Consider the following 26,847-nt stretch of genomic DNA (forward strand, 5'->3'; position numbering starts at 1 on the left):
GCCCAGGCCAAATGGACCAGGCTGGCGGCACTGACACCCAGCTGGCGGGCTTGCGTGCGCAGGCGCTGGCTCAGGGCGTCATCGACAAACACCTTCGTTTCTTCGATGCCGTGCCCGTCGCCTTGAACCTGGGACAGTCCGAATGGCAGCGTCGGCTCGTCGATATCGCCAAGCATGTCGCGGAAAAACGCTTCGTGCTCCTGTTCGCTCGTCCCCAGGCGGGCCTGGGCCACGTAGTTGCGGTACGGCACCGATGCGACCAGGTGTTCGTCCTGGCCCAGCAGGTGCATTTGCATTTCATGCTGCATCACGTCCAGGGCGGTGTGGTCCAGGGCCATGTGATGGAACAACAGGATCGCGACCCAGCGATCCTGGGCCTCGTCCCGGGCGTAAGCCAGGTGCAACAACGGTGCCCGGCCCAAATCCAGGCGACTGTGACGCGCATCGAAACGGCTGGCCAATTGCGTGGCGATGTCGCCGGCCGTGGCATCGAGAACGATGCATTGCGGCGCCAGCAGCACCTGGCGCCAGACCACTTGCACCGGCTCATCCAAGCCTTCCCAGACCACACTGGTGCGCAAGATGTCGTGGCGATCGATCACCACTTGCAGTGCGCCGATGAAGGCATCGAGGCGTTCACGGTTGTCGAAGGCGAATTGCGATTGCAACACATAGGGGTCGCCCTGCTCGGCGGCCAGGTGGTGATAGAGGATGCCTTCCTGCAACGGCGCCAGCGGGTAGATGTCCTGCACGTTGCGCGCACCACCGGGAACGGTGGCGACGAGGCGGTCGATGGCGTCCTGGGACAGGTTGATCAAGGGCAACAAGTCCGGGGTGATGTGCTCACAATCCAAAGGAATCAGGTTCGCCGGCACGCTGACTTCCCTGCCGCTGCCAATCGCCGCGGCCAGTGCGGCCAGGGTTGGCTGGCTGAACAGCACCCGCACGTCGGCGCTCAAGCCGGCCTGGCGCATGCGCTCGATCAGTGTCACCGCCAGCAGCGAGTGGCCACCCAGCTCGAAGAAGTGATCGTGGCGACCGATCCGTTCCACTTTCAACAATTCGGCCCACATACCGGCCAAGACCTGTTCGATCTCGCCCTGGGGCGCCGCGTAGGCCTGGCTGGCGTAAGCCTCGGCGTCCGGCGCCGGCAGCGCCTTGCGGTCCACCTTGCCGTTGAGCGTCAACGGGAACACCGGCAACATCACGAACGCCGCAGGCACCATGTACTCGGACAGGGTCGCGGACAGTTGCTCGCGCAACCCGGCCACGCTCAGCGTGACTTGCGGTTGGGCAATGACATAGGCCACCAGGCGTTTCTCGCCGGTTTCATCGGCTCGCACCAGCACCACCGCGTCCTTCACGCCGTCACAGGCCGCCAGCTTGGCTTCGATCTCCCCCAGCTCGATGCGGAAACCGCGGATCTTCACCTGGTCGTCGTTACGTCCCAGGCATTCCAGGCTGCCCGCCGGCAACCAGCGACCGAGGTCACCGGTGCGGTACAGCAGCGCGTCGGGTTCATGGCTGAACGGGTCGGCGATGAATTTTTCCGCGGTCAGGTCCGGTCGGTTCAGATAACCCTTGGCCACGCCCTTGCCGCCGATGTACATCTCGCCGACGACACCCAACGGCGCCAATTGCTGGCGTGCATCGAGCACGTACACTTGGGTGTTGCCAATAGGGCCGCCAATAGGCACGCACTCGGCATCCGCCGCCACGGCCTTCACCTCGAGGGTGGTGGCGTAGGTGGTGGTTTCGGTCGGGCCATAGCAGTGCACCAGGCGCAAACCGGGGGCCAGGTCCAGCAAGTGCCGGAACGAGGACACATCGGCCCGTTCGCCGCCGCACAACAGGATCCGCAGGCCGCCGAGGGCCTGGGGAATCAGTTGCACGTATTGGTTGAAGATCGCCGTGGTCACGAACAGCACCGTGACGCCCGAGTCCTCCAACACTTGGGCAAACCTTGACGGCTCAAGCAGGGTTTCGTGGTCGATCACCACCACCTGCCCGCCATTGAGCAAGGCGCCCCAGACGTCCATGGTGCTGGCGTCGAACGCCGGGTTAGAGGCGAAGGCGATGCGGTCGTGGGCATTGAAATCGGCGTAACCGTTGTTGATCACCAGGCGGCTGATGGCCCGGTGCGGCACCAGCACGCCCTTGGGCTGCCCGGTGGAACCGGAGGTGTACATGATGTAGGCGATCGACTCGCTGGACTGCGCCAAAGCCGGGTTGTGCGCCGCCCCTAGGCTGTCCAGCGTGTCCAGGTCGATGCGCGATGCGCCCTCAGGCACGGTCTCGGTACTGAACGTCAGCAGGCACTTGGCCTGGCAGTCGTCGAGCATGAAGCCCTGGCGCTCCAGGGAGGCGTTGCGGTCCAACGGCACATAAGCCGCCGCGCACTTGAGGACCGCCAGTTGACTGGCCAGCAGCTCGATGGAGCGTGGCAACAGGATGGCCACGCAGTCGTCCGGTTGCACGCCAAGGCCGATCAGGTGATGGGCCAGGCGGTTGGCCTGCTCGTTCAGCTGCGCGTAGCTCACTTGCCGCTGCCCGTGCACCACCGCAATCGCCTGCGGCAGGTACGCGGCCTGGGCCTCGAACAGCGCCAGGACGGTTTGCTCATGTGGATAGGCGCGCTGGGTGGCGTTGAAATCCTCCAGTAGCTGGTTACGCTCGGCTGACGGCAGGATCTCCAGTCGGTTGAGTGGCGTCTGGGGCGCGTGTTCGAGGGCCTGCACCAGACTTTCCAGGGCCGTGTGCATGTAGGCGCAGATGCGCGCCGCACCGATGCCCTGCACTACCAGGGCGCTCAGCATGAAGCCATCGCCCAAGTCATCCACCGACAGGGTCAGTGGGTAATTGGTCCGCTCCTCGTTGCTCAAGAACTCGATGCCCTGCCACGCGGCCTGGGTTTCATTCGAGACCTCGGCCGCTGCGCTGGCGCTGTGCCGATAATTGAGCAGCGCGCTGAACAGCGGCAGCGGCGCAACCACGCCACTGCAACGCTGGGCCAAGGCCAGCGAGGCGTGTTCATGGCCCAACAACCCGGTCAGCCGTGCGTGAGTGGCTTTCACCCCGTCGCGCACGCCTTGGCCGCTCACGTCGATCCGCAGCGGCAAGGTATTGATGAACATGCCCAGCGCCCGGTCGGCGCCATCGCCGCTCTGCATCCGGCCCAACAGGACCGTACCGAACACCACATCGTCCTTGCCCGACACACGCCCCAGTACCTGGGCCCAGGCCAGGTGGACCAGGCTGGCGGCACTCACGCCCAACTGCCGGGCTTGCGCCCGCAGACGCTGGCTCAACGTTGCCTCGACAACCTGGCGAGCCTGCTCGATGGCCTGTCCGTCGCCGCTCACGTCCTGCAAGCCGAACGGCAAGGTCGGCTCGTCGACATCGGCGAGCATCTCGCGGAAGAACCCTTCGTGCTCTTGTTGACCCACACCCAGGCGCGCTTGCGCCACATAGTTGCGGTACGGCATCGCCACGGGCAGTTGGTCGGTTTGGCCCAGCAGGTGCGCCTGCATCTCCTGCTGCACCACTTCCAACGCCGTGTGGTCGAGGGCCATATGGTGGAACAACAACACCGCGACCCAACGCTGGTTGAGCGCGTCTTCGGCAAAGACCAGACGCATCAGCGGGGCCTGGGTGATGTCCAGCCGGTAGTGTTGCGGGTCGAAACGCTCCTGCAACTGCGCCGCGATCTCGCCCTGGGCAATGTCCAGGGCGATCTCTTCCAGATGCAGCTTCGCTTCGCGCCACACCACTTGGATCGGCGCTTCGAAGCCTTGCCACACCACGCTGGTGCGCAGGATGTCGTGTCGATCGATGACGTATTGCAGCGCGTCCACAAACGCCGCCAAGCGGTCGCGGCTTTGCAGTTCGAACACGGTTTTCAGCACATAGGGGTCGCCCTGCTCGGCGGCCAGGTGATGGTAGAGAATGCCGTCCTGCAGCGGCGCCAGCGGGTAGATGTCCTGCACGTTGCGCGCCCCACCCGGCACCGTGGCGACAAGTCGGTCGATGGCGGCCTGGGACAGGTTGACCAGCGGTAACAGATCAGGGGTGATGTGTTCGCAGTGCAAAGGAATCAGGTTCGCCGGAACGCTGACTTCCCTGCCGCTACCAATCGCCGCGCCCAGTGCGGCCAGGGTCGGCTGGCTGAACAACACCCGCACGTCGGCGCTCAAGCCGACCTGGCGCATGCGTTCGATCAGCGTGACGGCCAACAGCGAATGGCCGCCCAGTTCGAAGAAATTGTCATGGCGACCCACTTGCTCAACCCTGAGCAGCTCGGCCCAGAGTTGTGCCAAGAGCTGCTCGACCTCGCCTTGCGGCGCTTCATATTCACGGCTGACATAAGCATCGTTGTCCGGCGCCGGCAGTGCACGGCGGTCGAGCTTGCCGTTGGCGGTCAACGGCAATGTGTGGAGGCGAACGTAGGCCACCGGAATCATGTAGTCCGGCAATTGCCCCTGCAAATGAGTACGCAGGGTCTCGATGTGCGATGCAACGTCCAGGTCCCGCGGCGTGAAGTACGCCACCAGGCGCTTCTCACCCGGGGCGTCTTCGCGCACCAGCACCACCGCGTCCTTGACCTCGTCATGCTGGCCTAACCGGGCTTCGATCTCGCCCAGTTCGATGCGGAAACCACGGATCTTTACCTGGTCGTCATTGCGCCCCAGGTAGTCGACCGTGCCGTCCGTGCGCCAGCGCGCCAGGTCGCCGGTGCGGTAGAGCAAGGCACCGGGATCGGAACTGAACGGGTCGGCGATAAACTTCTCGGCGCTCAGCTCGGGACGGTTCAGATATCCCTTCGCCACGCCGTCGCCACCGATGTACAACTCGCCGGCCACACCGATAGGCACTGGCTGCTGATTGACGTCCAAGACATAGACGCGGGTGTTGCCGATGGGCCGACCAATCGGGATTCCGCCCTCGCCCACGCGGGTGATCTCGTGGGTGGTGGTAAACGTGGTGGCTTCGGTCGGACCATAACCGTTGAGCAGGTGCAGCGGCGCGCCTTCCTTCAGGACGCGGCCGATCACCGCTGGGTCGAGCACATCGCCACCGACGATCAGGTAGCGCAATTGGGCGAACACCGACATCAGCCCTGCGGCGTATTGATGGAACAGGCCCGCGGTCATCCACAGCACGCTGACCGATTGCTCGCGCAACAGTGCAGCAAAGCGCTCCTGGGACAGCAGCACATCCTGCTCGACCACCACCACGCAACCGCCGTTGAGCAACGGTGCCCAGACGTCGAGGGTGCTGGCGTCGAAGGCTGGATTGGAAGCAAAGGCGACCCGGTCCTGGGCATTGAAGTCGGCGTAGCCGTTGTTGATCACCAAGCGGTTGATCGCCCGGTGCGGCACCCGCACGCCTTTCGGGGTGCCGGTGGAACCGGAGGTGTACATGATGTAGGCCACCGACTCGCCGTCTTGCGTCAGGTGGAGGTTATCGGCGGCTTCATTGAAGGCCAGCGTATCCAGATCCACCCGTTGCGAGGCTTCAGGTGCTACCGCCGCACCCGACGTCAGCACGACCTGTGCCCCGCTGTCCTGCACCATGAACTGCTGGCGCTCCAGGGGTGCGCTGACATCCAGAGGGACATAGACCGCGGCGCACTTGAAGATCGCCAGTTGGCTGACCAGCAGCTCGAGCGAACGCTCCAGCGCAATCGCCACCCGATCGCCCGGTTGCACACCGAGGCCAACCAGATGACGGGCCAGGCGATTGGCTCGCTGGTTCAATTCGGCGTAGGTCAGGCTGTGTGCGTCGTGCACGGCGGCAATGGCTTGCGGACGCTCGTTGGCCTGCGCCTCGAACAGACCATGGACGGTCCTGTCCTGGGGATAGCGTCGGGCAGTGGCGTTGAAGCCGGTCAGTACCTGATGACGCTCGGCTTGCGGCAGTACCGCCAGCGTTTGCAAGCGTGATGTCGGGGCGGATTCCAACGCCGTTGCCAGGCTTTGCAGCGCGGTCGCCATGTAGGCACAGACCCGCTGCGCACCGACACCGCTCGTGGCCAGCACGGTCAGGGCGAAATCTTCACCCAAGTCGTCGATACACAGCGTCAATGGGTAGTTGGTACGTGCTTCGCCACCCAGCGTCTCAATGCCCTGCCAGGCCAGCAGCGCCGCTTCTGTATCGGCCTGTTCGCTGGAGTTGCGGTAGTTCAGCAAGGCGCTGAACAGCGGCAGTGGCGCAGCCACGCCGCTGCAACGCTGGGCCACTGCCAGCGAGGCGTGCTCGTGGCCCAACAGTGCGGTCAATTGTCCGTGGACCGCCTTGACGCCGGCCTTGACGGCCTGGTCGCCCACGCTCACACGAAGGGGCAAGGTGTTGATGAACATGCCCAACGCCCGGTCAGCACCCTGGCCGCCCTGCATCCGGCCCATCAGCACGGTACCGAACACCACGTCCTGCTTGCCGGACGCCTGCCCCAGCACTTGCGCCCAGGCCAAGTGATGCAAACTGGCGACGCCCACGCCCGACTGGCGTGCCAGGCGCCGCAGCCGACGACTCAAGTCGCCGTCGAGCACCAGGCTCGCATCCTCGATGTCATGGCCATCACCCTGCACCTGCTGCAAACCGAACGGCAGCGTGGGTTCGTCGACATCACCCAACATGTCACGGAAGAACCCTTCCTGCGCTTCACGATCCACACCCAGGCACGCCTGGGCCACGTAGTTGCGATACGGTACCGGGACGTCCAATTGACCGGCCTGCCCCAGCAGGTAGGCCTGCATCTCGCTCTGCACGACTTTCAGCGCCGCATGATCGAGGGCGATGTGATGGAACAACAGCATCGCTACCCAGCGCTGGTTGGGCTTGTCTTGGGCAAAGGCCAGGCGCATCAGCGGGGCCTGGGTCATGTCCAGGGCATAGTGCCGGACGTCGAAACGGTGCTGCAGCTGTTGGGCGATCGCTCCGGCCTGCGGGTCCAGCACCAGTTCTTCAAGCCCCAGCCGCGCTTCGCGCCAGACCACTTGTCGAGGCCCGTCGAGACCTTCCCAGAGGATAGCGGTGCGCAAGATGTCGTGGCGGTCAATGACGCTTTGCAGGGCCTGGGTGAACGCGTCGAGGCGTTCGCGACTGTCAAAGGCAAACTGCGCGTGCAAGACATAGGGATCGCCCTGCTCGGCGGCGAGGTGATGGTAAAGAATGCCTTCCTGCAGCGGTGCCACCGGGTAGATCTCTTGCACGTTGCGCGCGCCACCCGGCACTGTCGCCACAATGCGGTCGATGGCGTCCTGGTCGAGGCTGGTCAGCGTCAGCATGTCGGGCGTGATCCGCTCGCAGCCGAACGGGATGCCGTTGACCGGCACGTCGACTTCACTGCCGCCCCCCACTGCCGCCGCCAGCGCGGCCAGGGTGGGCTGGCCGAACAGTACGCGCACGTCGGCGCTCAAGCCGGCCTGGCGCATGCGCTCGATCAGGCTGACGGCCAGCAGGGAATGCCCGCCCAGTTCGAAGAAGTGGTCATGACGGCCCACGCGTTCGACCTTGAGCAAGTCTTGCCAGATCTGCGCCAGGGTGGTTTCGACCTCGCCTTGCGGGGCTTCGTAGCCACGCGTCACTAGCGCATCGAGGTCCGGCGCCGGCAAGGCCTTGCGGTCGAGTTTACCGTTGGGGGTCAGTGGCAAGACATCCAGGCGCACGTAGGCGACGGGCACCATGTAGGCCGGCAGCTGCGCTTGCAGGTGCGTGCGCAGGGTTTCGATCTCTACTGCTTCGTCCGGCGAATGTTGGGTGAAATAGGCCACCAGGCGCTTGTCCCCCGGCACGTCTTCACGGGCCAGGACTACGGTTTCCTTGATATTTGGCGCCTGGGCGAGTTTGGCTTCGATCTCCCCCAGTTCGATGCGGAAACCACGGATCTTGACCTGGTCGTCATTGCGGCCCAGGTATTCGATGTTGCCGTCCGGCAGGTAGCGGCCCAAGTCGCCCGTGCGATACATGCGGGCGTTTACAGAGGTACTGAACGGGTCCTTGAGGAAGCGCTCTGCCGTCAGGTCATCACGGTTCAGATAACCACGAGCGACCCCGGCACCACCGATGTAGATTTCACCCGGCACGCCCAGCGGCACGGGTTGTTTGTGCTCGTCCAGCAGATAGAACTGGGTGTTCGCCACCGGTTTTCCGATGTGCGCGGCAAACCCGTCTTCACGGGCCATCGATACCCAACTTGAATAGGTCGTGGTTTCCGATGGGCCATAGAGGTTGCACAAACGCTTGACCTGGGTTTGCGCGAACAACGTCTCCACCAGGCTGCGCTTCAAGGCTTCACCGGCCACGTTCACCGTATCAACGCCCTCGCCCAATCCGCCGGACTCCAGCAACGCCTTGAGCGCCGACGGCACGGTGTTGATCAGCGTGATGTCGTGCTCGCCCTGTTGCAGTTCCAGCACATTAGTGACCACTTCGATGCTGCCACCCGAGGTCAACGGCGCGAAGCACTCGTAGACCGCCAGGTCGAAGTTCAGCGAAGTCGAAAACAGGGTTTTAGCCAAGGTCTGCGAATCGAACGAACGATGGGCCCAGGTCAGGAAGTTCACCGTGTTGCGGTGTTCGATCATCACGCCTTTAGGCAGACCGGTCGAACCGGAGGTGTAGATGACATAGGCCAGGTGCGAAGACGTCAGCTCAGCCACCTGCGGATTTTGGACGGACTCGTCCTGCCAATCGCCGCCGTCGAGATTGATCACAGGCATCGATGCGTCGGCCAGCAATTCAAGGGTCGCCGTCTGCGCCAACACCGCCGCTGGTGCACTGTCGTCCAGCATGTAGGCGATGCGGTCCAGCGGATACGCCGGATCCAGCGGCACATAACCGCCGCCAGCCTTGAGAATCGCCAGCAACCCCACAACCATGTCGATACCGCGCTCGACACAGATCGCCACCCGCGAATCGGGCTCTACGCCCTGTTTGCGCAGGTAATGGGCCAAGCGGTTGGCCCGCTCGTTCAACTCGTGATAAGTCAGGCGCTGCTCGCCACGGATCACCGCCACCGCATCCGGCGTGCGCTGGACTTGCTCTTCGAACAACCCGTGAACCGTCTGCTGCTGCGGATAATCCGCCTCGGTGGCGTTGAACGTCACCAGCAGTTGCTCACGTTCCGAGGCCGGCAGGATCGACAGGTGCTGCAATGGCCGGTCCGGCGCCTGTTCGAGCATGCCGACCAGGTTTTCCAGCGTGTGCTGCACATAACCGCACAGCCGCTGCGCACCAATGCGCGCCGGGGTCATGACGGTAAAGCTGAACGCCTCGCCCTGATCATCCACCGACAACGTCATCGGGTAGTTGGTCCGCTCCTCGCTACTGAGTATCTGGATGCCGTTCCAGGCCGGCAATAGCTCGATCGCGGTTGTCGCCCCGGTATGACGGTAGTTGAGCAAGGCACTGAACAAGGGTGTTGGCGCTTGCACGCCACTGCAACGTTGCGCCAACGCCAAGGAAGCGTGTTCATGGCCCAGCAACGCGGTCAGACTTGCATGGGTCGCCTTGATGCCGGCACGGACGCCGGCCTGCGCCACGCTCACCCGCAAGGGCAGCGTATTGATGAACATGCCCAGCGCCCGATCGGCGCCCTCGCCGCCCTGCATCCGGCCCATCAGCACCGTGCCGAACACCACATCGTCCTTGCCCGACACCTGGCCCAGGACTTGTGCCCAAACCAGGTGATACACGCTCGCCGCGCTCACCCCGAGCTGACGCGCCTGGACCCGCAACCGGCGACTCAGGTCGGCCGCGACCTCCTGGCGCACCTCCTCGATGCCGCTGCCATCGCCTTGCACATCCTGTAAGCCGAACGGTAGCGTCGGCTCGTCGACGTCGCCAAGCATGTCGCGGAAAAAACGTTCGTGGGCTTCGCCACTCACACCCAGGCGGGCCTGGGCCACATAGTTGCGATACGGCATCGCGGCGCCCAACTGCGCCGCCTGTCCCGAGAGACAGGCCTGTATTTCGTGTTGCATCACGTCCAGCGCGGTGTGGTCCAGCGTCATGTGGTGGAACAGCAGCATCGCCAGCCAGCGGTCATTCTCCGTGTCGTGGGCATGCACAAGACGCAACATGGGTGCCTGGGTAATATCCAGACGGTGATGCCTGGAATCGAAACGCTCATACAGTTGCGCCGCGGCATCGCCGTCGACCGGGTCCAGTGGGACCTCTTGCCGTCTCAGCAGGGCTTTGCGCCAGACGATCTGCAAGGGTTGCTCGAATCCTTCCCAACGTATCGATGTCCTGAGAATGTCGTGACGATCGATGACCTGTTGCAACGCGCGCGCGAAGTCTTCCAGACGATCCTGGGTCTCGAAAGCGAACAGCGTCTGGAGCAGGTAGGGATCGCCCTGCTCGGCCGAGAGGTGATGGTAGAGAATGCCTTCCTGCAGCGGGGCCAGCGGATAGATGTCCTGCACATTGCGCGCACCACCCGGGACTGTCGACACGACGCGCTCGATGGCGTGTGGGTCCAGAGCGACCAGCGGCAGCATCGCCGGGGTGATGTGTTCACAGTCCAAGGGAATCAAGTTCGCCGGGACCCTGACCTCGCTGCCACTGCCGACGGCGGCGGCCAGCGCGGCCAGGGTCGGTTGACTGAACAGCACGCGCACGTCGGCACTCAAGCCGGCCTGGCGCATCCGCTCGATCAGGCTGACGGCCATGAGCGAATGCCCGCCCAGCTCAAAGAAATTGTCGTAACGACCCACCTGCTCGACCTTGAGCAGCTCGGACCAGATCCGTGCCAATGCCGTTTCGACTTCGCCTTGCGGGGCTTCGTAGCCGCGCCCCGAATAGGCCTCGCTGTCCGGGACAGGCAAGGCCCGATGGTCGAGTTTACCGTTCGGGGTCAAAGGCAAGGCGTCCAGGCACATGTAGGCTGCCGGCACCATGTGGCTGGGCAGGTGCACCTGCAATTGTTCGCGCAGGCTATCGGCGGTCAGCGCTTGATCCAGGGTGTCGTGCGCCGTGTAATACGCCACCAGGCGCTGGTCATCCGGGGCCTCTCCCACCGCGACGACAACGGCCTCCCGCACACCGGCGCAAGCGCCGAGCCTGGCTTCTATTTCACCCAGTTCGATGCGCAAGCCGCGGATCTTCAGTTGGCTGTCGTTGCGCCCCAGGTAGTCGATGTTGCCGTCGGGCAAGTAGCGCCCCAGGTCGCCGGTGCGGTACATCCGCGCGTCCTGCGTGGCGCTGAACGGGTCCTTCACAAAGCGCTCGGCGGTCAATTGCCCACGGTTCAAATAACCCCGGGCAACCCCGGCGCCACCAATGTACAGCTCACCCGCCACGCCGACCGGAACCGGCTGCAGGTGGGCATCGAGCAGGTAGACCTGGGTGTTGGCCACCGGCTTACCGATATGCAACACCGTTTGCGAGGCATCGATCCGCCCCGAGGTGGCCACCACCGTCGTTTCCGTGGGGCCGTAGTTGTTGATCAGTTCGAAGGGCAGATCGGCCGGTAGCTTGCGCAGGCGGTCGCCACCAATCAGCAAGGTGCGCAGTTGATCGTGCCCCAGGTTGCGGCCAAACGCATATTCGGCAATGGGCGTGGGCAGGAAGCACACGTCCAGCGCCTGGGCCTGCCACCAGTCGAGCAGTGCACCGACGTCTTCGCTACCCGCATGGGCCGGTGGCAACAGCAACGTCGCCCCCGCGCACAACGAAGGCCAGATCTCCCAGGCCGCCGCATCGAAACCGAAACCGGCGACACTGGAGGTGCGGCTGCCGCGTTTCACATCGAAGGCCTGGCAATGCCAGCCCACCAGGTTGCTGAGGTTGCGATGCTCGACCATCACGCCCTTGGGTAGACCGGTCGAGCCGGACGTGTAGATCACGTACGCCAGGTGACGGGCTTCGAGCCCCGGCACCTCGGGGTTGGAGACGGACTCGCCCTGCCAATCGGCGCTATCGAGCTCGATGACCGGCACCGCGCCAACGGCCAGCAAATCCAGGGTGACGGCCTGCGCCAACACCGCGACCGGTGCGCTGTCCTGCAACAGGTAGGCAATACGTTCCGTTGGATAGGCCGGGTCCACGGGGACATAGCCCGCGCCGGCCTTCAGCACGCCCAACAGGCCGACGATCATTTCCAGGCTGCGCTCGACACAGATCGCCACCCGATCGTCCGGGCAGACGCCCAGGGCCAACAGGCGATGTGCAACCTGGTTCGCCCGGGCGTTGAGTTCACAGTAAGTCAGGCTCTGGCCTGCATGCACCACTGCCACCGCTTGCGGATGTGCCGCGGCCTGGGCCTCGAACTGCCGATGGATCAGCGGGTCATGGGCATAGATCGTCGCTGTCGCATTCCAGCTTTCAAGGAGTTGCTTACGTTCGGCCAGCGGCAATACTGCCAGGCTGTGCATCGGCGTCTGCGGCGCATGTTCCAACGCATCGACCAGATTTTCCAGCGCCACCTGCATATAGCCACAGATGCGCTGGGCACCGACCCGGGACTCGACCAGCACCGTCAGGCTGAAGTCTTCACCCAGGTCATCGACGCTCATCGTCAACGGATAATTGGTGCGTTCTTCGCTCTCCAGTATCTCGATACCCTGCCAGGCTGACGAGGTTTGCAGCGCGATGGGCTCGGCGACCGAATGACGGTAGTTGAGCAAAGCACTGAACAAGGGCGTCGGTGCAACCACGCCACTGCAACGTTGGGCCAACGCCAGGGAAGCATGTTCATGGCCCAACAAGCCGCTCAACCGCGTATGGGTCGCCCGTACAGCGTCGCGCACGCTTTGCGCACCGACCTGCACGCCAATCGGCAAGGTGTTGATGAACATTCCCAAGGCGCGGTCGGCGCCTTCGCCGCCCTGCATCCGCCCCATCAGCACGGTGCCGAACACCACGTCTTCGCGCCCCGAAACCCGGCCCAGCACCTGGGCCCAGGCCAGGTGATGCAAGGCTGCCGCACTCACCCCCAAGCGACGGGCCTGGGTCCGCAGGCGTCGACTCAAGTCGGTCGCGATAGCCTGTCGGGCTTCTTCGATACCGCTGCCATCGCCTCGGACATCCTGCAAGCCGAACGGCAGCGTCGGTTCGTCGATGTCGCCGAGCATCGCGCGGAAAAACCCTTCGTGCTCTTCACGACTCACGCCCAGGCAGACCTGGGCCACATAGTTGCGGTAAGGCACCGCATCACCCAACTGACCGGCTTGGCCCGCCAGGTACGCCTGCATCTCGTGACGCACCACTTCCAGCGCCGTATGGTCGAGCGCCATGTGATGGAACAGCAAGGTCGCCAGCCAACGCTGGTTGACGGCGTCCTCTGCGAAGCGGACGCACATCAACGGCGCCTGGCGGATATCCAGGCGCTGGTGACTGACGTCGAAGCTCGCCTTCAACTGCGCGAGAATGTCACCCTCTTCATCGTGCGGGATGACCTGCTCAACACCCAGTACCGCCTTGCGCCAGACCACTTGCACCGGCTCGTCCAGCCCTTCCCAGGCCATGGACGACCTCAAGATGTCGTGGCGGTCAATGACGCTTTGCAGGGCCTGGGTGAACGCGTCGAGGCGTTCGCGGTTGTCGAAGGCGAACTGCGTTTGCAGCACGTAAGGGTCGCCTTGTTCGGCGGCGAGGTGATGGTAAAGAATGCCTTCCTGCAGGGGCGCCAACGGATAGATGTCCTGCACGTTGCGCGCACCACCCGGCACGGTGGACACGATGCGGTCGATGGCATCCTGGTCGAGACTTGCCAGCGTCAGCATGTCAGGCGTGATCCGCTCGCAGTCGAGCGCGATCCGGTTGGCTGGCACCACGATTTCGTTGCTGCCTCCCACTGCCGCCGCCAACGCCGCGAGGGTTGGCTGGCCGAACAATATGCGCACGTCGGCGCTCAAGCCGGCCTGGCGCATGCGCTCGATCAGCGTGACCGCCAATAGGGAATGCCCGCCCAGCTCGAAGAAGTGATCATGGCGACCGACCTGTTGCAGGCCCAGCAAATCCTGCCAGATTTGCGCCAAGGTGGTTTCAGCCTCGCCTTGCGGGGCTTCGTAGCCACGGGTGATGACGGCATCGAGGTCTGGTGCCGGCAGGGCCTTGCGGTCGAGCTTGCCGTTCGGCGTCAGGGGCAAGGCATCCAGGCGCACGTAGGCCACCGGCACCATGTAGGTCGGCAACAATGCCTGCAGGTAGGCGCGCAAGGCTTCGATGTCTACCGACTCGTCTGGCGCATGCTGGGTGAAATAGGCGACCAGGCGCTTGTCGCCCGGTACGTCCTCACGGGCCAGGACTACGGTTTCGTTCAAGGCATCGTGTTGCGCGAGCTTGGCTTCGATCTCCCCCAGCTCGATGCGGAAACCACGGATCTTCACCTGGTCGTCATTACGGCCCAGGTATTCGATGTTGCCGTCCGGCAGGTAGCGGCCCAAGTCGCCAGTGCGATACATGCGGGCGTTCGGAGCCGTGCTGAACGGATCTTTCAGGAAACGCTCGGCCGTCAAGTCATCACGATTGAGATAACCGCGAGCCACCCCGGCACCACCGATGTAGATTTCGCCCGGCACGCCCAGTGGCACGGGTTGTTTATGTTCATCCAACAGATAGAACTGGGTGTTCGCCACCGGTTTGCCGATGTGCGCGGCAAACCCGTCCTCGCGGGCCATCGATACCCAGCTCGAGTAAGTCGTGGTTTCCGACGGGCCATAAAGGTTGCACAAACGCTTGACCTGGGTTTGCGCGAACAACGTCTCCACCAGGCTGCGCTTCAAGGCTTCACCGGCGACGTTGACCGTATCGACGCCCTCGCCTACACCGCCAGACTCCAGCAACGCTTTGAGCGCCGACGGCACGGTGTTGATCAAGGTGATGTCGTGCTCGCCCTGTTGCAGTTCCAGCACATTAGTGACCACTTCGATGCTGCCACCCGAGGTCAGCGGCGCGAAGCACTCGTAGACCGCCAGGTCGAAGTTCAGCGACGTCGAGAACAGGGTTTTCGACAGGGTTTGAGCGTCAAACGAGCGATGGGCCCAGGTCAGGAAGTTCACCGTGTTGCGGTGTTCGATCATCACGCCCTTGGGCAGACCGGTCGAGCCCGAGGTGTAGATGACATAAGCCAAGTGCCAGGACGTCAGGCCAGTGACTTCAGGATTCAGCGGCGATTCGCCCTGCCACAAGCCACTGTCGAGATTGATCACTGCCATCGAGGCATCGCTCAACAAGCCGACTGTAGCGTCCTGCGCCAACACCGCCGCCGGCGCACTGTCGTCCAGCATGTAGGCGATGCGATCCAGCGGATACGCCGGATCCAACGGCACATAACCGCCGCCAGCCTTGAGAATCGCCAGCAGCCCCACGACCATGTCGATGCCACGCTCGACACAGATCGCCACCCGCGAATCGGGCTGCACGCCCTGTTTGCGCAGGTAATGGGCCAGGCGGTTGGCCCGTTCGTTCAACTCGTGATAAGTCAGGCGCTGCTCGCCACGGATCACCGCCACGGCATCCGGCGTACGCTGGACCTGGTCCTCGAACAACCCATGAATCGTCTGCTGCTGCGGATAATCCGCCTCGGTGGCGTTGAACCCCACCAACACCCGATCACGCTCCTGCGCTGGCAAGATCGTCAAATCAGACAATGACGTTCCAGCCGCACCCTCCAACGCCACGACCAGGCTCGTCAATGCCGCTTCCATATAGGCGCCGATCCGCCGTGCGCCGATTTCGGCCACCGCCTGAACGGTCAGGCTGAAGCCTTCGCCGAGATCATCCACGGACAGCACCAGTGGATAGTTGGTGCGTTCTTCACCGCCCAGTTCCTCGATCCCTTCCCAGGTCGACGACGCTTGTAACGCATCAGGTTCGGCGACCGAATGACGATAGTTGAGCAATGCACTGAACAAGGGCGTCGGTGCAACCACGCCACTGCAACGTTGGGCCAGCGCCAGGGAAGCATGCTCATGGCCCAACAGCCCGCTCAGCCGCGCGTGAGTTGCCAGCACGCCGTCGCGCACACTTTGTGCACCGACTTGCACACTGATCGGCAAGGTATTGATGAACATTCCCAAGGCCCGGTCGGCCCCTTCGCCGCCCTGCATCCGCCCCATCAGCACCGTGCCGAACACCACGTCCTCGCGCCCCGAAACCCGACCCAGCACCTGGGCCCAGGCCAGGTGATACAGGCTCGCGGCACTCACGCCCAATTGGCGCGCCTGCAGACGCAGACGGCGGCTCAGCTCCGTCGAGATGGCCTGCTGGGCTTCCTCGATACTGCTGCCATCGCCACGGACATCCTGCAAGCCGAACGGCAGCGTCGGTTCGTCGATGTCGCCGAGCATCGCGCGGAAAAACCCTTCGTGCTCTTCACGACTCACGCCCAGGCAGACCTGGGCCACATAGTTGCGGTAAGGCACCGCATCACCCAACTGACCGGCGTGGCCCTGCAAGTGCATCTGGATCTCGTGGCGCATCACTTCCAGCGCCGTGTGGTCGAGCGCCATGTGATGGACCAGCAGGGTCGCCAACCAACGCTGGTTGGCGGCGTCCTGGGCGAACCGAACGCGCATCAACGGCGCCTGGCGGATATCCAGGCGCTGGTGACTGACGTCGAAGCTCGCCTTCAACTGAGCGAGAATGTCACCCTCCTCATGGTGCGGGATGACGTGCTCAACACCCAGGACCGCCTTGCGCCAGACCACTTGCACCGACTCGTCCAGCCCTTCCCAGGCCATGGATGACCTCAAGATGTCATGGCGGTCGATTACTCCCTGCAAGGCCTGGGTGAAATCGTCCAGGCGTTCGCGGCTGTCGAAGGTGAACTGCGCTTGCAGCACGTAAGGGTCGCCTTGTTCGGCGGCGAGGTGATGGTAAAGAATGCCTTCCTGCAGCGGCGCCAGCGGATAGATGTCCTGCACGTTGCGCGCACCGCCCGGCACCGTCGATACGATGCGATCGATGGCCTCCTGACTCAACTTCGCCAGCGGCAGCATGGCTGGGGTGATGTGTTCGCAAGCCAAAGGAATCAGGTTTGCCGGGACAGTCACCTCGTTGCCGGTGCCCACTGCGGCGGCCAGCGCGGCCAAGGTCGGTTGATTGAACAATATGCGCACATCGGCGCTCAAGCCGGCCTGGCGCATGCGCTCGATCAGGCTGACGGCCAGTAGCGAGTGCCCGCCCAGTTCGAAGAAATGGTCATGACGGCCCACGCGTTCGACCTTGAGCAAATCTTGCCAGATCTGCGCCAGGGTGGTTTCGACCTCGCCTTGCGGGGCTTCGTAGCCACGAGTCACCAGCGCATCGAGGTCCGGCGCCGGCAGGGCCTTGCGGTCGAGTTTACCGTTGGGGGTCAGTGGCAAGACATCCAGGCGCACGTAGGCGACGGGCACCATGTAGGCCGGCAGCTGCGCTTGCAGGTGCGTGCGCAGGGTTTCGATCTCTACTGCTTCGTCCGGCGAATGTTGGGTGAAATAGGCCACCAGGCGCTTGTCCCCCGGCACGTCTTCACGGGCCAGGACTACGGTTTCCTTGATATTTGGCGCCTGGGCGAGTTTGGCTTCGATCTCCCCCAGTTCGATGCGGAAACCACGGATCTTGACCTGGTCGTCATTGCGGCCCAGGTATTCGATGTTGCCGTCCGGCAGGTAGCGGCCCAAGTCGCCCGTGCGATACATGCGGGCGTTTACAGAGGTACTGAACGGGTCCTTGAGGAAGCGTTCAGCCGTCAGGTCATCGCGATTGAGATAACCACGAGCGACCCCAGCACCACCGATGTAGATTTCACCCGGCACGCCCAGTGGCACCGGTTGCCCGTGTTCATCCAACAGATAGAACTGGGTGTTGGCCACCGGTTTGCCGATGTGCGCGGCAAACCCGTCTTCGCGGGCCATCGATATCCAGCTTGAGTAAGTCGTGGTTTCCGAAGGACCGTAGAGGTTGCACAGGCGCTTGACCTGGGTCTGTTCGAACAAGGTTTCCACCAGGCTGCGCTTCAAGGCTTCACCGGCGACGTTGACCGTATCGACGCCCTCGCCCAATCCGCCGGATTCCAGCAAGGCCTTGAGCGCCGACGGCACGGTGTTGATCAAGGTGATGTCGTGCTCGCCTTCCTTCAGTTCCAGCACATTAGTGACCACTTCGATGCTGCCACCCGAGGTCAACGGGGCGAAGCACTCGTAGACCGCCAGGTCGAAGTTCAGCGAAGTCGAGAACAGGGTTTTAGCCAAGGTCTGCGAATCGAACGAACGATGGGCCCAGGTCAGGAAGTTCACCGTGTTGCGGTGTTCGATCATCACGCCTTTGGGCAGACCGGTCGAACCCGAGGTGTAAATGACATAGGCCAGGTGCGAAGACGTCAGCTCAGCCACCTCGGGATTCTGGACGGATTCGCCCTGCCACAAGCCGCTGTCGAGATTGATCACTGCCATCGAGGCATCGCTCAACAAGCCGACTGTAGCGTCCTGCGCCAACACCGCCGCCGGCGCACTGTCTTCCAGCATGTAGGCGATGCGATCCAGCGGATACGCCGGATCCAGCGGTACATAACCGCCGCCGGCCTTGAGAATCGCCAGCAACCCCACGACCATGTCGATACCGCGTTCGACGCAGATCGCCACCCGCGAATCGGGCTTCACCCCCTGCTTGCGCAAGTAATGGGCCAGGCGGTTAGCCCGCTCGTTCAACTCGCGGTAGCTCAGGCGCTGCTCGCCACGGATCACCGCCACGGCATCCGGCGTACGCTGGACCTGTTCTTCGAACAACCCATGAATCGTCTGCTGTTGCGGATAGTCGGCCTCGGTGGCGTTGAATGTCACCAGCAGTTGTTCACGCTCCAAGGCCGGCAAAATCGTCAAATCCGCCAGTGGCGATTCCACCGCACGCTCCAACGCCGCCGCCAGGCTCGTCAACGCCGCCTCCATATAGGCGCCGATCCGCCGCGCGCCGATTTCGACCACCGCTTGAACGGTCAGGCTGAAGCCATCGCCGAGATCGTCCACGGACAGCGTCAGCGGATAGTTGGTGCGCTCCTCGCCACTCAGAATTTGCGCTCCGGCCCAGCGCCGCCCTTCACCGACCGCCTTGGGCTCCTGCGCCGCCACGGCTGTCTGCCGGTAATTCATCAGCGCGCTGAACAAGGGGGTCGGCGCGGCGACGCCGCTGCAACGCTGCGCCAAGGACAATGGCGCGTGTTCATGCCTCAGCAAGGTCGCCAACCGTGCGTGGGTCGCTTTCAGCGCGGCCAATACCCCCTGGCCTCCCGCTTCGACGCGCAAGGGCAGTGTGTTGACGAACATGCCCAGGGCATGGCCGGCTTCCTGCCCACTGTGCAGGCGGCCCATCAGTACCGTGCCGAACACCACCTCCTGGCGACCGGACAAACGCCCCACCACCTGACCCCAGGCCAAGTGATGCAGGCTGGCCGTACTCACTCCCAGGCGCCGTGCCTGGGTACGCAACCGCTGGGCCAGATCGGCGGCCAGCGGCAACACCGTCTCTTCGACACCGACACCGTCGCCCTGCACATCCCGCAGACCGAATGGTAATGTCGGCTCGTCTATGTCCCCCAGCATCTCGCTGAAGAACGCCTCATGGTGTTCGTGATTGCCTGCCAGCCGTACCTGCGCCACATAGTTGCGGTAAGGCACCGATACCGGCAGTTCGGCCGAACGGCCCTCCAGATGCGCCTCGATCTCCTTGCCCAGCATCCCCAAGGAGGTGGCGTCGTCGATCAGGTGATGGAACAACAACACCGCGACCCAGGTGCCGTGGGCGACATCTTCGGTGAAATGAAGGCGCATCATTGGCGCCTGGCGCAGATCGAAGCGGGTGTGACGCGGATCGAAACGGCGCTGCATTTGGCCAGCGATATCGCCTTCAGCCGCATCCAGGCCGAGTTCTTCGACCATCAGCCGTGCCTGGCGCCAGACCACCTGGACCGGCTCGCCCAAGCCTTCCCACGCCACCGAGGTACGCAGAATGTCATGGCGTTCAATCGCCACTTGCAGAGCCTGCACGATAGCATCGAGCTGTTCGCGACTGTCGATGCGCAACAGAATCTGCAACAGGTACGGATCGCCTTCCTCGGTCGCCAGGTGGTGATACAGGATGCCTTCCTGCAACGGCACGAGCCCGTAGATATCCTGGACATTGCCCACGCCGCCCGGCACTGCCGCGACCACTCGATCGATCTCGTCCTGGGTCAGCGTTGCCAGTGGCAGCATGTCCGGGGTGATGCGTTCGACCCCGTGGGCAATCATGTTGTCCGGTACCACGATGCCATTGCTGGCACCCGTGGCGGCGGCCAGCGAGGCCAACGTCGGCTGGCCGAAGAGAATCCCCACATCGGCGTACAGCTTGACCTGGCGCATGCGTTCGATCAGCTTGACCGCCAGCAACGAGTGGCCGCCCAGTTCGAAGAACCGATCGTGTCGACCCACCTGTTCCACACCGAGCAGTTCGGCCCAAAGCCTGGCCAGGACAGTTTCCACTTCGCCTTCCGGGGCTTCGTAGCTGCGCCGGGCATAGGCCTGTGAATCGGGCGCCGGCAGGGCCTTGCGGTCCAGCTTGCCGTTGGTCGTCAATGGGAGCGCATCCAGCAACACGAATGCACTCGGCACCATGTAGTCCGCCAGCAAGCCCAGCAATTGATCTCGCAGGTCAGCCGCCGAAAGTTGCGCGCCGGCATCGGCCACCACATAAGCGACCAGGCGTTTGTCCCCCGGGTCGTCTTCACGGGCGATCACCACCGCTTCGCGCACCTGCGCACATACCGCCAGCTTCGCTTCGACCTCGCCCAGCTCAATGCGGAAACCACGGATCTTTACCTGTTCATCGTTGCGCCCCAGGTATTCCAGTTCACCGTTTTTCAGCCAGCGGCCAAGGTCCCCGGTACGGTACATTCGCCCATGAGCACCACCGTCGAACGGGTCGGCCAGGAATCGCGTTTCGTCAAGCTGCGGCCGGTTCAGGTAACCCCGCGCCACGCCCGCGCCCCCCACATACAACTCGCCCTCCACGCCTACCGGCACCGGTTGGCCGTACTTGTCGAGCAGGTACAGGCGCAGATCGGGAATACGCTTGCCGATCGGGCTGACGCCGGTCAGCTGCGCATCCGCGGCACACAACGCGCGGTAGGTCACATGCACCGTCGTTTCGGTGATGCCGTACATGTTCACCAACTGCGTCCCGGCGTTGGTCGCACGGGCATACCACGGCTTGAGCATGCTGGTTTCCAGCGCTTCACCGCCAAAGATCACCTGGCGCAGGCTGTGGCGCTGGTCGCTCTCACCCTGGGCCACGATCAGTTGCCGGAACGCGCTTGGCGTCTGGTTCAGCACGGTCACACCGGCCTCGCACAGCAGCGCGTAGCAGTCTTGCGGAGAACGACTGACCAGTTGCGGCACCACCAGCAAGCGACCACCGTGGGTCAACGCGCCCCAGATTTCCCAGACCGAGAAATCGAAGGCGAAGGAATGGAACAGCGCCCACACGTCCTGCGGACCAAAATCGAACCAGGGTTGGGTCGCCGAGAACAGCCGCGCGACGTTGCGGTGCTCGACCATCACGCCCTTGGGCAGGCCGGTGGAACCCGAGGTGTAGATCACATAGGCCAAGTGGTGCGACGCCAGGCCACGCACATCAGGATTGAACCGTGGCTGTGCGCTGATACCCGCCGCTTCGGCCCGGTCAAGCAACAACACCGGGACTTGCAACGTCGGCAGCTGAACCTGCAGCGTCGATTGAGTGAGCAAAGCAACCGGCGCACTGTCGTCGAGCATGAAGGCCAGGCGCTCCTGGGGATAGGCCGGATCCAGCGGCACATAGCCGGCACCGGACTTCAGGATGCCCAGCAGGCCGATGATCATGTCCAGACCGCGCTCAACACAGATCGCCACGCGGTCGTCCGGACGGACTCCGAGGATTAACAACCGGTGCGCCACCTGATTCGCCCGGGCGTTGAGTTCGCCATAAGTCAGGCAACGGTCTTCATGCACCACCGCTACCGCGTCAGCTCGCGCCCGCGCCTGCGCTTCGAACAGCCCATGGATCGTGTGGTCATGCTCATACGTGCGCGCATCGCTCGCGTTCCAGGCCTGGAGCATGTCCGCTTCGGCCGCAGTCGGCAGAATGAAACCCTCGACCGGCAATGTATCGTCACGCAAGCCTTGCTCCAGCACGTGCATGAATCGGTCGGCCATCGACTCGATTTCATCGGCCTGGAAGTAGCTTTCGTTGTAGATCCAGTGCAGCCAGGCATTGTCGTCGTGCGGGTTGCTCCGGATATGGATGGACAGCGGCATCTGTTCCTGGCCATTGGAGCCCATTACAAAATGAGCCGGCGCCTGTCCGAACATGAACCGACGATCTTCCTGCTCATAGGAGAACGAAACGTCGAACAGCTGCGCGCGGTTGTCGCGCCGCAACTCTAGCGAACGGTTCATCTCGCTCAGGGGGAACCGCTGGTTGCGATAATCCTGTTTGAGTGTGCGGGTCACGCCACGTATCAACTCACCAAATGACAAGTCGCTGGCGAACTTGAAGCGCACCGCACTGACCTGCGTGAACAACCCCGCCGTTTTCTTGAAGGTTGCATTGGGGCGGTTCAGGATCGGCAGGCCGATCACCAACTCATCACGCTGGGTGGTCCGTATGAAAAAGACATACAGTGCAGCCAGCAGCACCGAAAAACGTGACGCCTGATGCGCTTGCGCCAGGACGTCGATTCGATCGCTCAAGCTATGGGCGAAGCGATACAAGGCTTGAGCACTGGGCGCCAGGACCCCGGGCTGCTGGTCATGGTGACGCGCGATGAACAGTGGATCCGGAACGTCCTGGTACTTGTCCAGCCAGTAGGCTTCATCGAGCTTGAAGCGAGGGGAATCACGATAGCGGGCATCTTCTTCGATGAAGCCGACATAGGACGGTGCCGACAAGTCAGGCGGCTGGTCGTTCTCCAGGGCGTCATAGAGTTCACCCAGCGAAGTGAGCACCAGACCGACGCCCCATCCGTCCAGGATGATGTGGTGAAGGTGCATCACAAAATAAAACGACGCGTCACCAAGTTTAGCCAGATAGAACCGGAACAACGGGCTTTCATCCAACCTGATGGCGACCGCCATCCGTTGTTGCATCCAGGCATGGACCGCTGCCTCTGGGTCAGGCCGATCGGAAAAATCCAGCACCGGAACCCACGCTTCCAATGTCTCTGCCATTGTCTGCATGGGCACGCCATCGGTGCCGTAGTGCAATACCGTACGCAGGGCATCGTATTTTTCAATCAACAGGTCGACCGCCCGCTGAAAACGCTCAGGGTCGACGGCGCCCTGGATATGGAGATAGCCACCAATGTTGTACAGGGGGGAATCACCCTTGGTCATCTGGTCCAGCCAGATGTCCCGCTGCGCTGTCGTCAGAGGGTAACTTGTCGAGAGCTGGAGAAACTGATTCATACCTGCCCCTCCGACACGCGCACGCACACCCACAACGCACTGCCCGAAGCCCTGGGGGCCCGGCGTTTTTCATGACACCGGTCAGCCGACAGGCCTGTTGCAACAACGCCATCCACAGCACGCGCAAAGATAAATTCCATACGTTCCTTCTCAGAGATTTGTCAGTGCTGCCCGGGTTGAATGCAACAGGCACGCCTGGAGTTGAGGCAAATCCGCGCAAGTAGCCAGCGCGGCATGGGGCGATCGAGCAACCGGAGCGTTCTTGCATGGCATCGCCACCCGGCGGTGGACGTACGTCTGCCGGGTGAAGTTGATGCCAAGCGTTTTTCACGGTTTTTCAGCGGTACTGTCGCGACATCGCAAGCCGGACGATGGGGCCTGGATGGACATTCAGGCTCGCTTGTCGCGCAGGGCGCAGTTGATGTCGGAAACGATCTGGCCATCCGACAACTTGATGATGCGATCGGCCAGTTGGAAATACTGGTCGTCGTGGGTAATGATCAGCACCGTCTTGCCACGACGCTTGAGGTCGGGCAGCAATTCCTCGTAGAAGAACTTCTTGAACGGCGGATCCTGGTCCGCGGCCCATTCGTCCAGCACGTAGACCGACCGGTCTTCCATGTAGGCGCACACCAGGGCCAGGCGTTTTTGCTGGCCATAGGACAAGGCCTTCAGGGTTGAATACCCCTGCCCTTCGATCTTGATCTTGTCGGCCAGCCCCAGGGTTTCCAGGTACTTGCTCGCCAGTGTCGGGCTGCCGTCCTCTTCGTCGGGGCCGATGAGGCGGTTGAACAGATGGAAATCGGAGAACACCGCGGAGAACAGATCGCGATAGTCGTTGCGATTTTCATCCGTGACAGGCTTGCCATCGAGCTGGACCTCACCCTCCTGGGGGATGTAGAGCCCGCAGAGGAGCTTGGCCAAGGTGCTTTTACCGCAACCGTTGCCACCGACGATGTAGATCAACTCGCCTGCCTGCACCGTCAGGTCGATGGGCCCCAGGGCGAAACCGGTCTCGGCGTGCAGCTCCTGGTAATGCATGCGCACGGCTTTCAATTCGATGCGATTCCACGACTTCTTGTGCTCCAGCAGATGAACCTTGGCCACGTCGGTCTCGATGGGTTCCGGGTGCGGATCGTTGATCGAGAAACCGAACTCCGAAAGACGCGTACACGCCACCCGTCCCGCCGCCAGCAAGGGCATCGCCCCGACCAGCAACGACAGCGGGCCCATGATGTACAACACCGCCAGGACGCTGGCGGTCATGATTTTCGGATCGATGGCACCGACCAGGGGCGCGGCGAACAGCAGGCAACCGATCAGCAACGACAGCGTGAATTGCCCGACGTTGTCGGCGGCGGTGTACCACAGGCGCTCGACGAAGTTGTAACGCGCCACGCGAGTGGAAGACGCCTCGATGGCCGAACGACCGAACCAACGGCGCCGGACGCCATTGAGTTTCAGCTCCTTCAGGCCGAACACCAGGGCATGGGTGTACTCATTGAACGCGGTGTATTCGTCCCGCACACGAGAGGTGTTCCGCACGCCACAGGAAAAGAAGAACAGATACAGCCCCACCCCCAGGATCATCAGTGAAACCGTCAAGGCCAGCACGACCCAGGACAGGTAAGCCAGGTAGCCGATGCCGAACAGAAAGACCGTCGTCTCCACCAGGATCGTGGGCATGATGATCAGTGTCGTATTCAGTTGCGGGATGTCGTTGGTCAACATCGTCAGCACATTGGGCGGGCCACGCCGGTCCACTTCCTCCAAGGGCGTGGCGAGAATCTTGCGACACAGCGCAATGCGCAGGCGCGTCATGATCCGCATGCTGGCGTAGGCCGGGAACAGCGCCGCACCGTTACGCAGGATCAGCGCCGTGGCACTGAGCCCAATGAACCAGTACAGCGCATGCAGGCGCGAGCCGTCATTGTGGATAGCCTCGTTGATCACGCTCACCACCGCGATGGACGCCACCCCGCTGATGACACCGCAGATCAACGTAAAGAGCGTCAGCCAGGGATGGTTACGCCACAGCAGGCGCATGACTGAGCCTGGCTTGGGCTTCTTCGCTTTCTTCTCTTTTTTCATGGGTTGCTATCCTTCAATGGAGTCGCGAAAGGGCTCACGCCGGTCGCCATACATCGCCCCGGGCGGTCATTTCGCCCATTGCCACAACGATGAGGCGTGGTTCCTCGTAAGGGTCGCGAGCGTGGGCGACCAACATGTTGTCGAGCATCACCACGTCGCCCTTGCGCCAGGTGAACCTGACCGCACAGGCCTCATAGGCCTCGCCGAGCAACGCCATGACGTCGTCTTCAATCGGCGTTCCATCGCCGTAACTGACCATGCGCGGCAGACGATCGGCGCCGAACATATCAAGCAGGTCCTCACGCATTTCCTCGCCAAGACAAAACGGATGGTGCAGCTGGACCTGGTTGAAAAATGCCCGCTCCCCTGTCGTCGGATGCCGGATGACCGCCGGGCAAAGGGTGCGTACTTGCAGGGTGTCGCCGTCGAGCCATTCGAAATCGGTGCCCTGTTCCCGGCATCGCTGTTCGACGGCCGCGCGGTCGCTGGTGCCGAAGAACGAGGCCCAGCTCGGCTCGACGCCAGCGGTAAAGGTGCGGCTGTACATCAGGCCTTTTTGTTCGAACCGAGCCACCACCTGCGGCGGCAGGCTTTGCAGTACTTGGCGGATGTCGGCCAGCGGCGTCGCACCACCAACCCGTGACGGCTGCTCGCAATAGAACCATTGCTTGCGCGGCCAGCTTTCCAGGTGCGAACTCTCGTTGTGATACAGGATCATCTCGCGCTCGGGATACGGCGTGGAGCGATAGACGTTGCGTCCGCCCTCCTTCTTCGGCAAGTCGCCGTAACTGCCATGCAGCCCAGGCGACAAGGCTTCGGCGAACGCCTCGAAGGCCGGCACCGAGCCAAGATCAAAACCACGAAACAGTACCGCGCCGTGACGACACAGCAAGGCCTCGATCGCCTCGCGATGTATACCGGCCCACAGCGAAGGGTCCAGTCCCGGCTCAATGGGTTCGATCACCACCGGCAAACTCAAGCCGTCGGCGAGCAACGACAGCCGTACCGATTCGCCGGCTTCCTGACCGGGCCAGACCAGCGAATCCGCCATCCCATCACCGGGCATGACGGGCGAAGCGTCAGTTTGAAGACTCATGAAAAACTCCTGAACCACAGATCCTCGGATCCACGTCGCAGGGCCGAATCAATACGCCCCACCATCGGGCAAGGATAAAAACACTGATCCGGGGTGATGTCTGGCACCGCAAACAGGGACAGAGCCCGGCACGCACCGACGGTGCCAACGCTGCGATCCGCGGCAGGGTTGTTTGTCCCCATTTCCCGCGACAGACGCGGACACGAAGTCGGTGCTGAAATGCGGCAGCTGCGAATCGCACAGGTACCTGAAACGATC

At 62.9% G+C, this 26,847-nt stretch carries 3 protein-coding genes (1 of these 3 cut by a window edge); all 3 read right to left on the reverse strand.

Going from position 1 to position 26,847, the window contains the following annotated elements; translation table 11 throughout:
- Positions 1 to 23,402, reverse strand: the 5' portion of a protein-coding gene (locus tag LOY70_RS15855) for a non-ribosomal peptide synthase/polyketide synthase (RefSeq protein ID WP_265028374.1). It extends 5,629 nt beyond the left edge of the window; 23,402 of the gene's 29,031 nt are visible here — the first part of the coding sequence; the start codon lies at positions 23,400 to 23,402; the stop codon falls past the left edge of the window.
- 390 nt (positions 23,403 to 23,792) lie between these two features.
- The gene (locus LOY70_RS15860) at positions 23,793 to 25,493 is read right to left on the reverse strand and encodes a cyclic peptide export ABC transporter (RefSeq protein ID WP_265028375.1); all 1,701 of its coding nucleotides are present in this window, start codon (positions 25,491 to 25,493) and stop codon (positions 23,793 to 23,795) included.
- 34 nt (positions 25,494 to 25,527) lie between these two features.
- Positions 25,528 to 26,589, reverse strand: coding sequence for a TauD/TfdA family dioxygenase (locus LOY70_RS15865; protein ID WP_265028376.1), 1,062 nt, complete (start codon positions 26,587 to 26,589; stop codon positions 25,528 to 25,530).
- Positions 26,590 to 26,847: the final 258 nt, after the last annotated feature.

It is taken from the genome of Pseudomonas sp. B21-054 (assembly GCF_026016345.1).
Taxonomy (GTDB): Bacteria; Pseudomonadota; Gammaproteobacteria; order Pseudomonadales; family Pseudomonadaceae; genus Aquipseudomonas.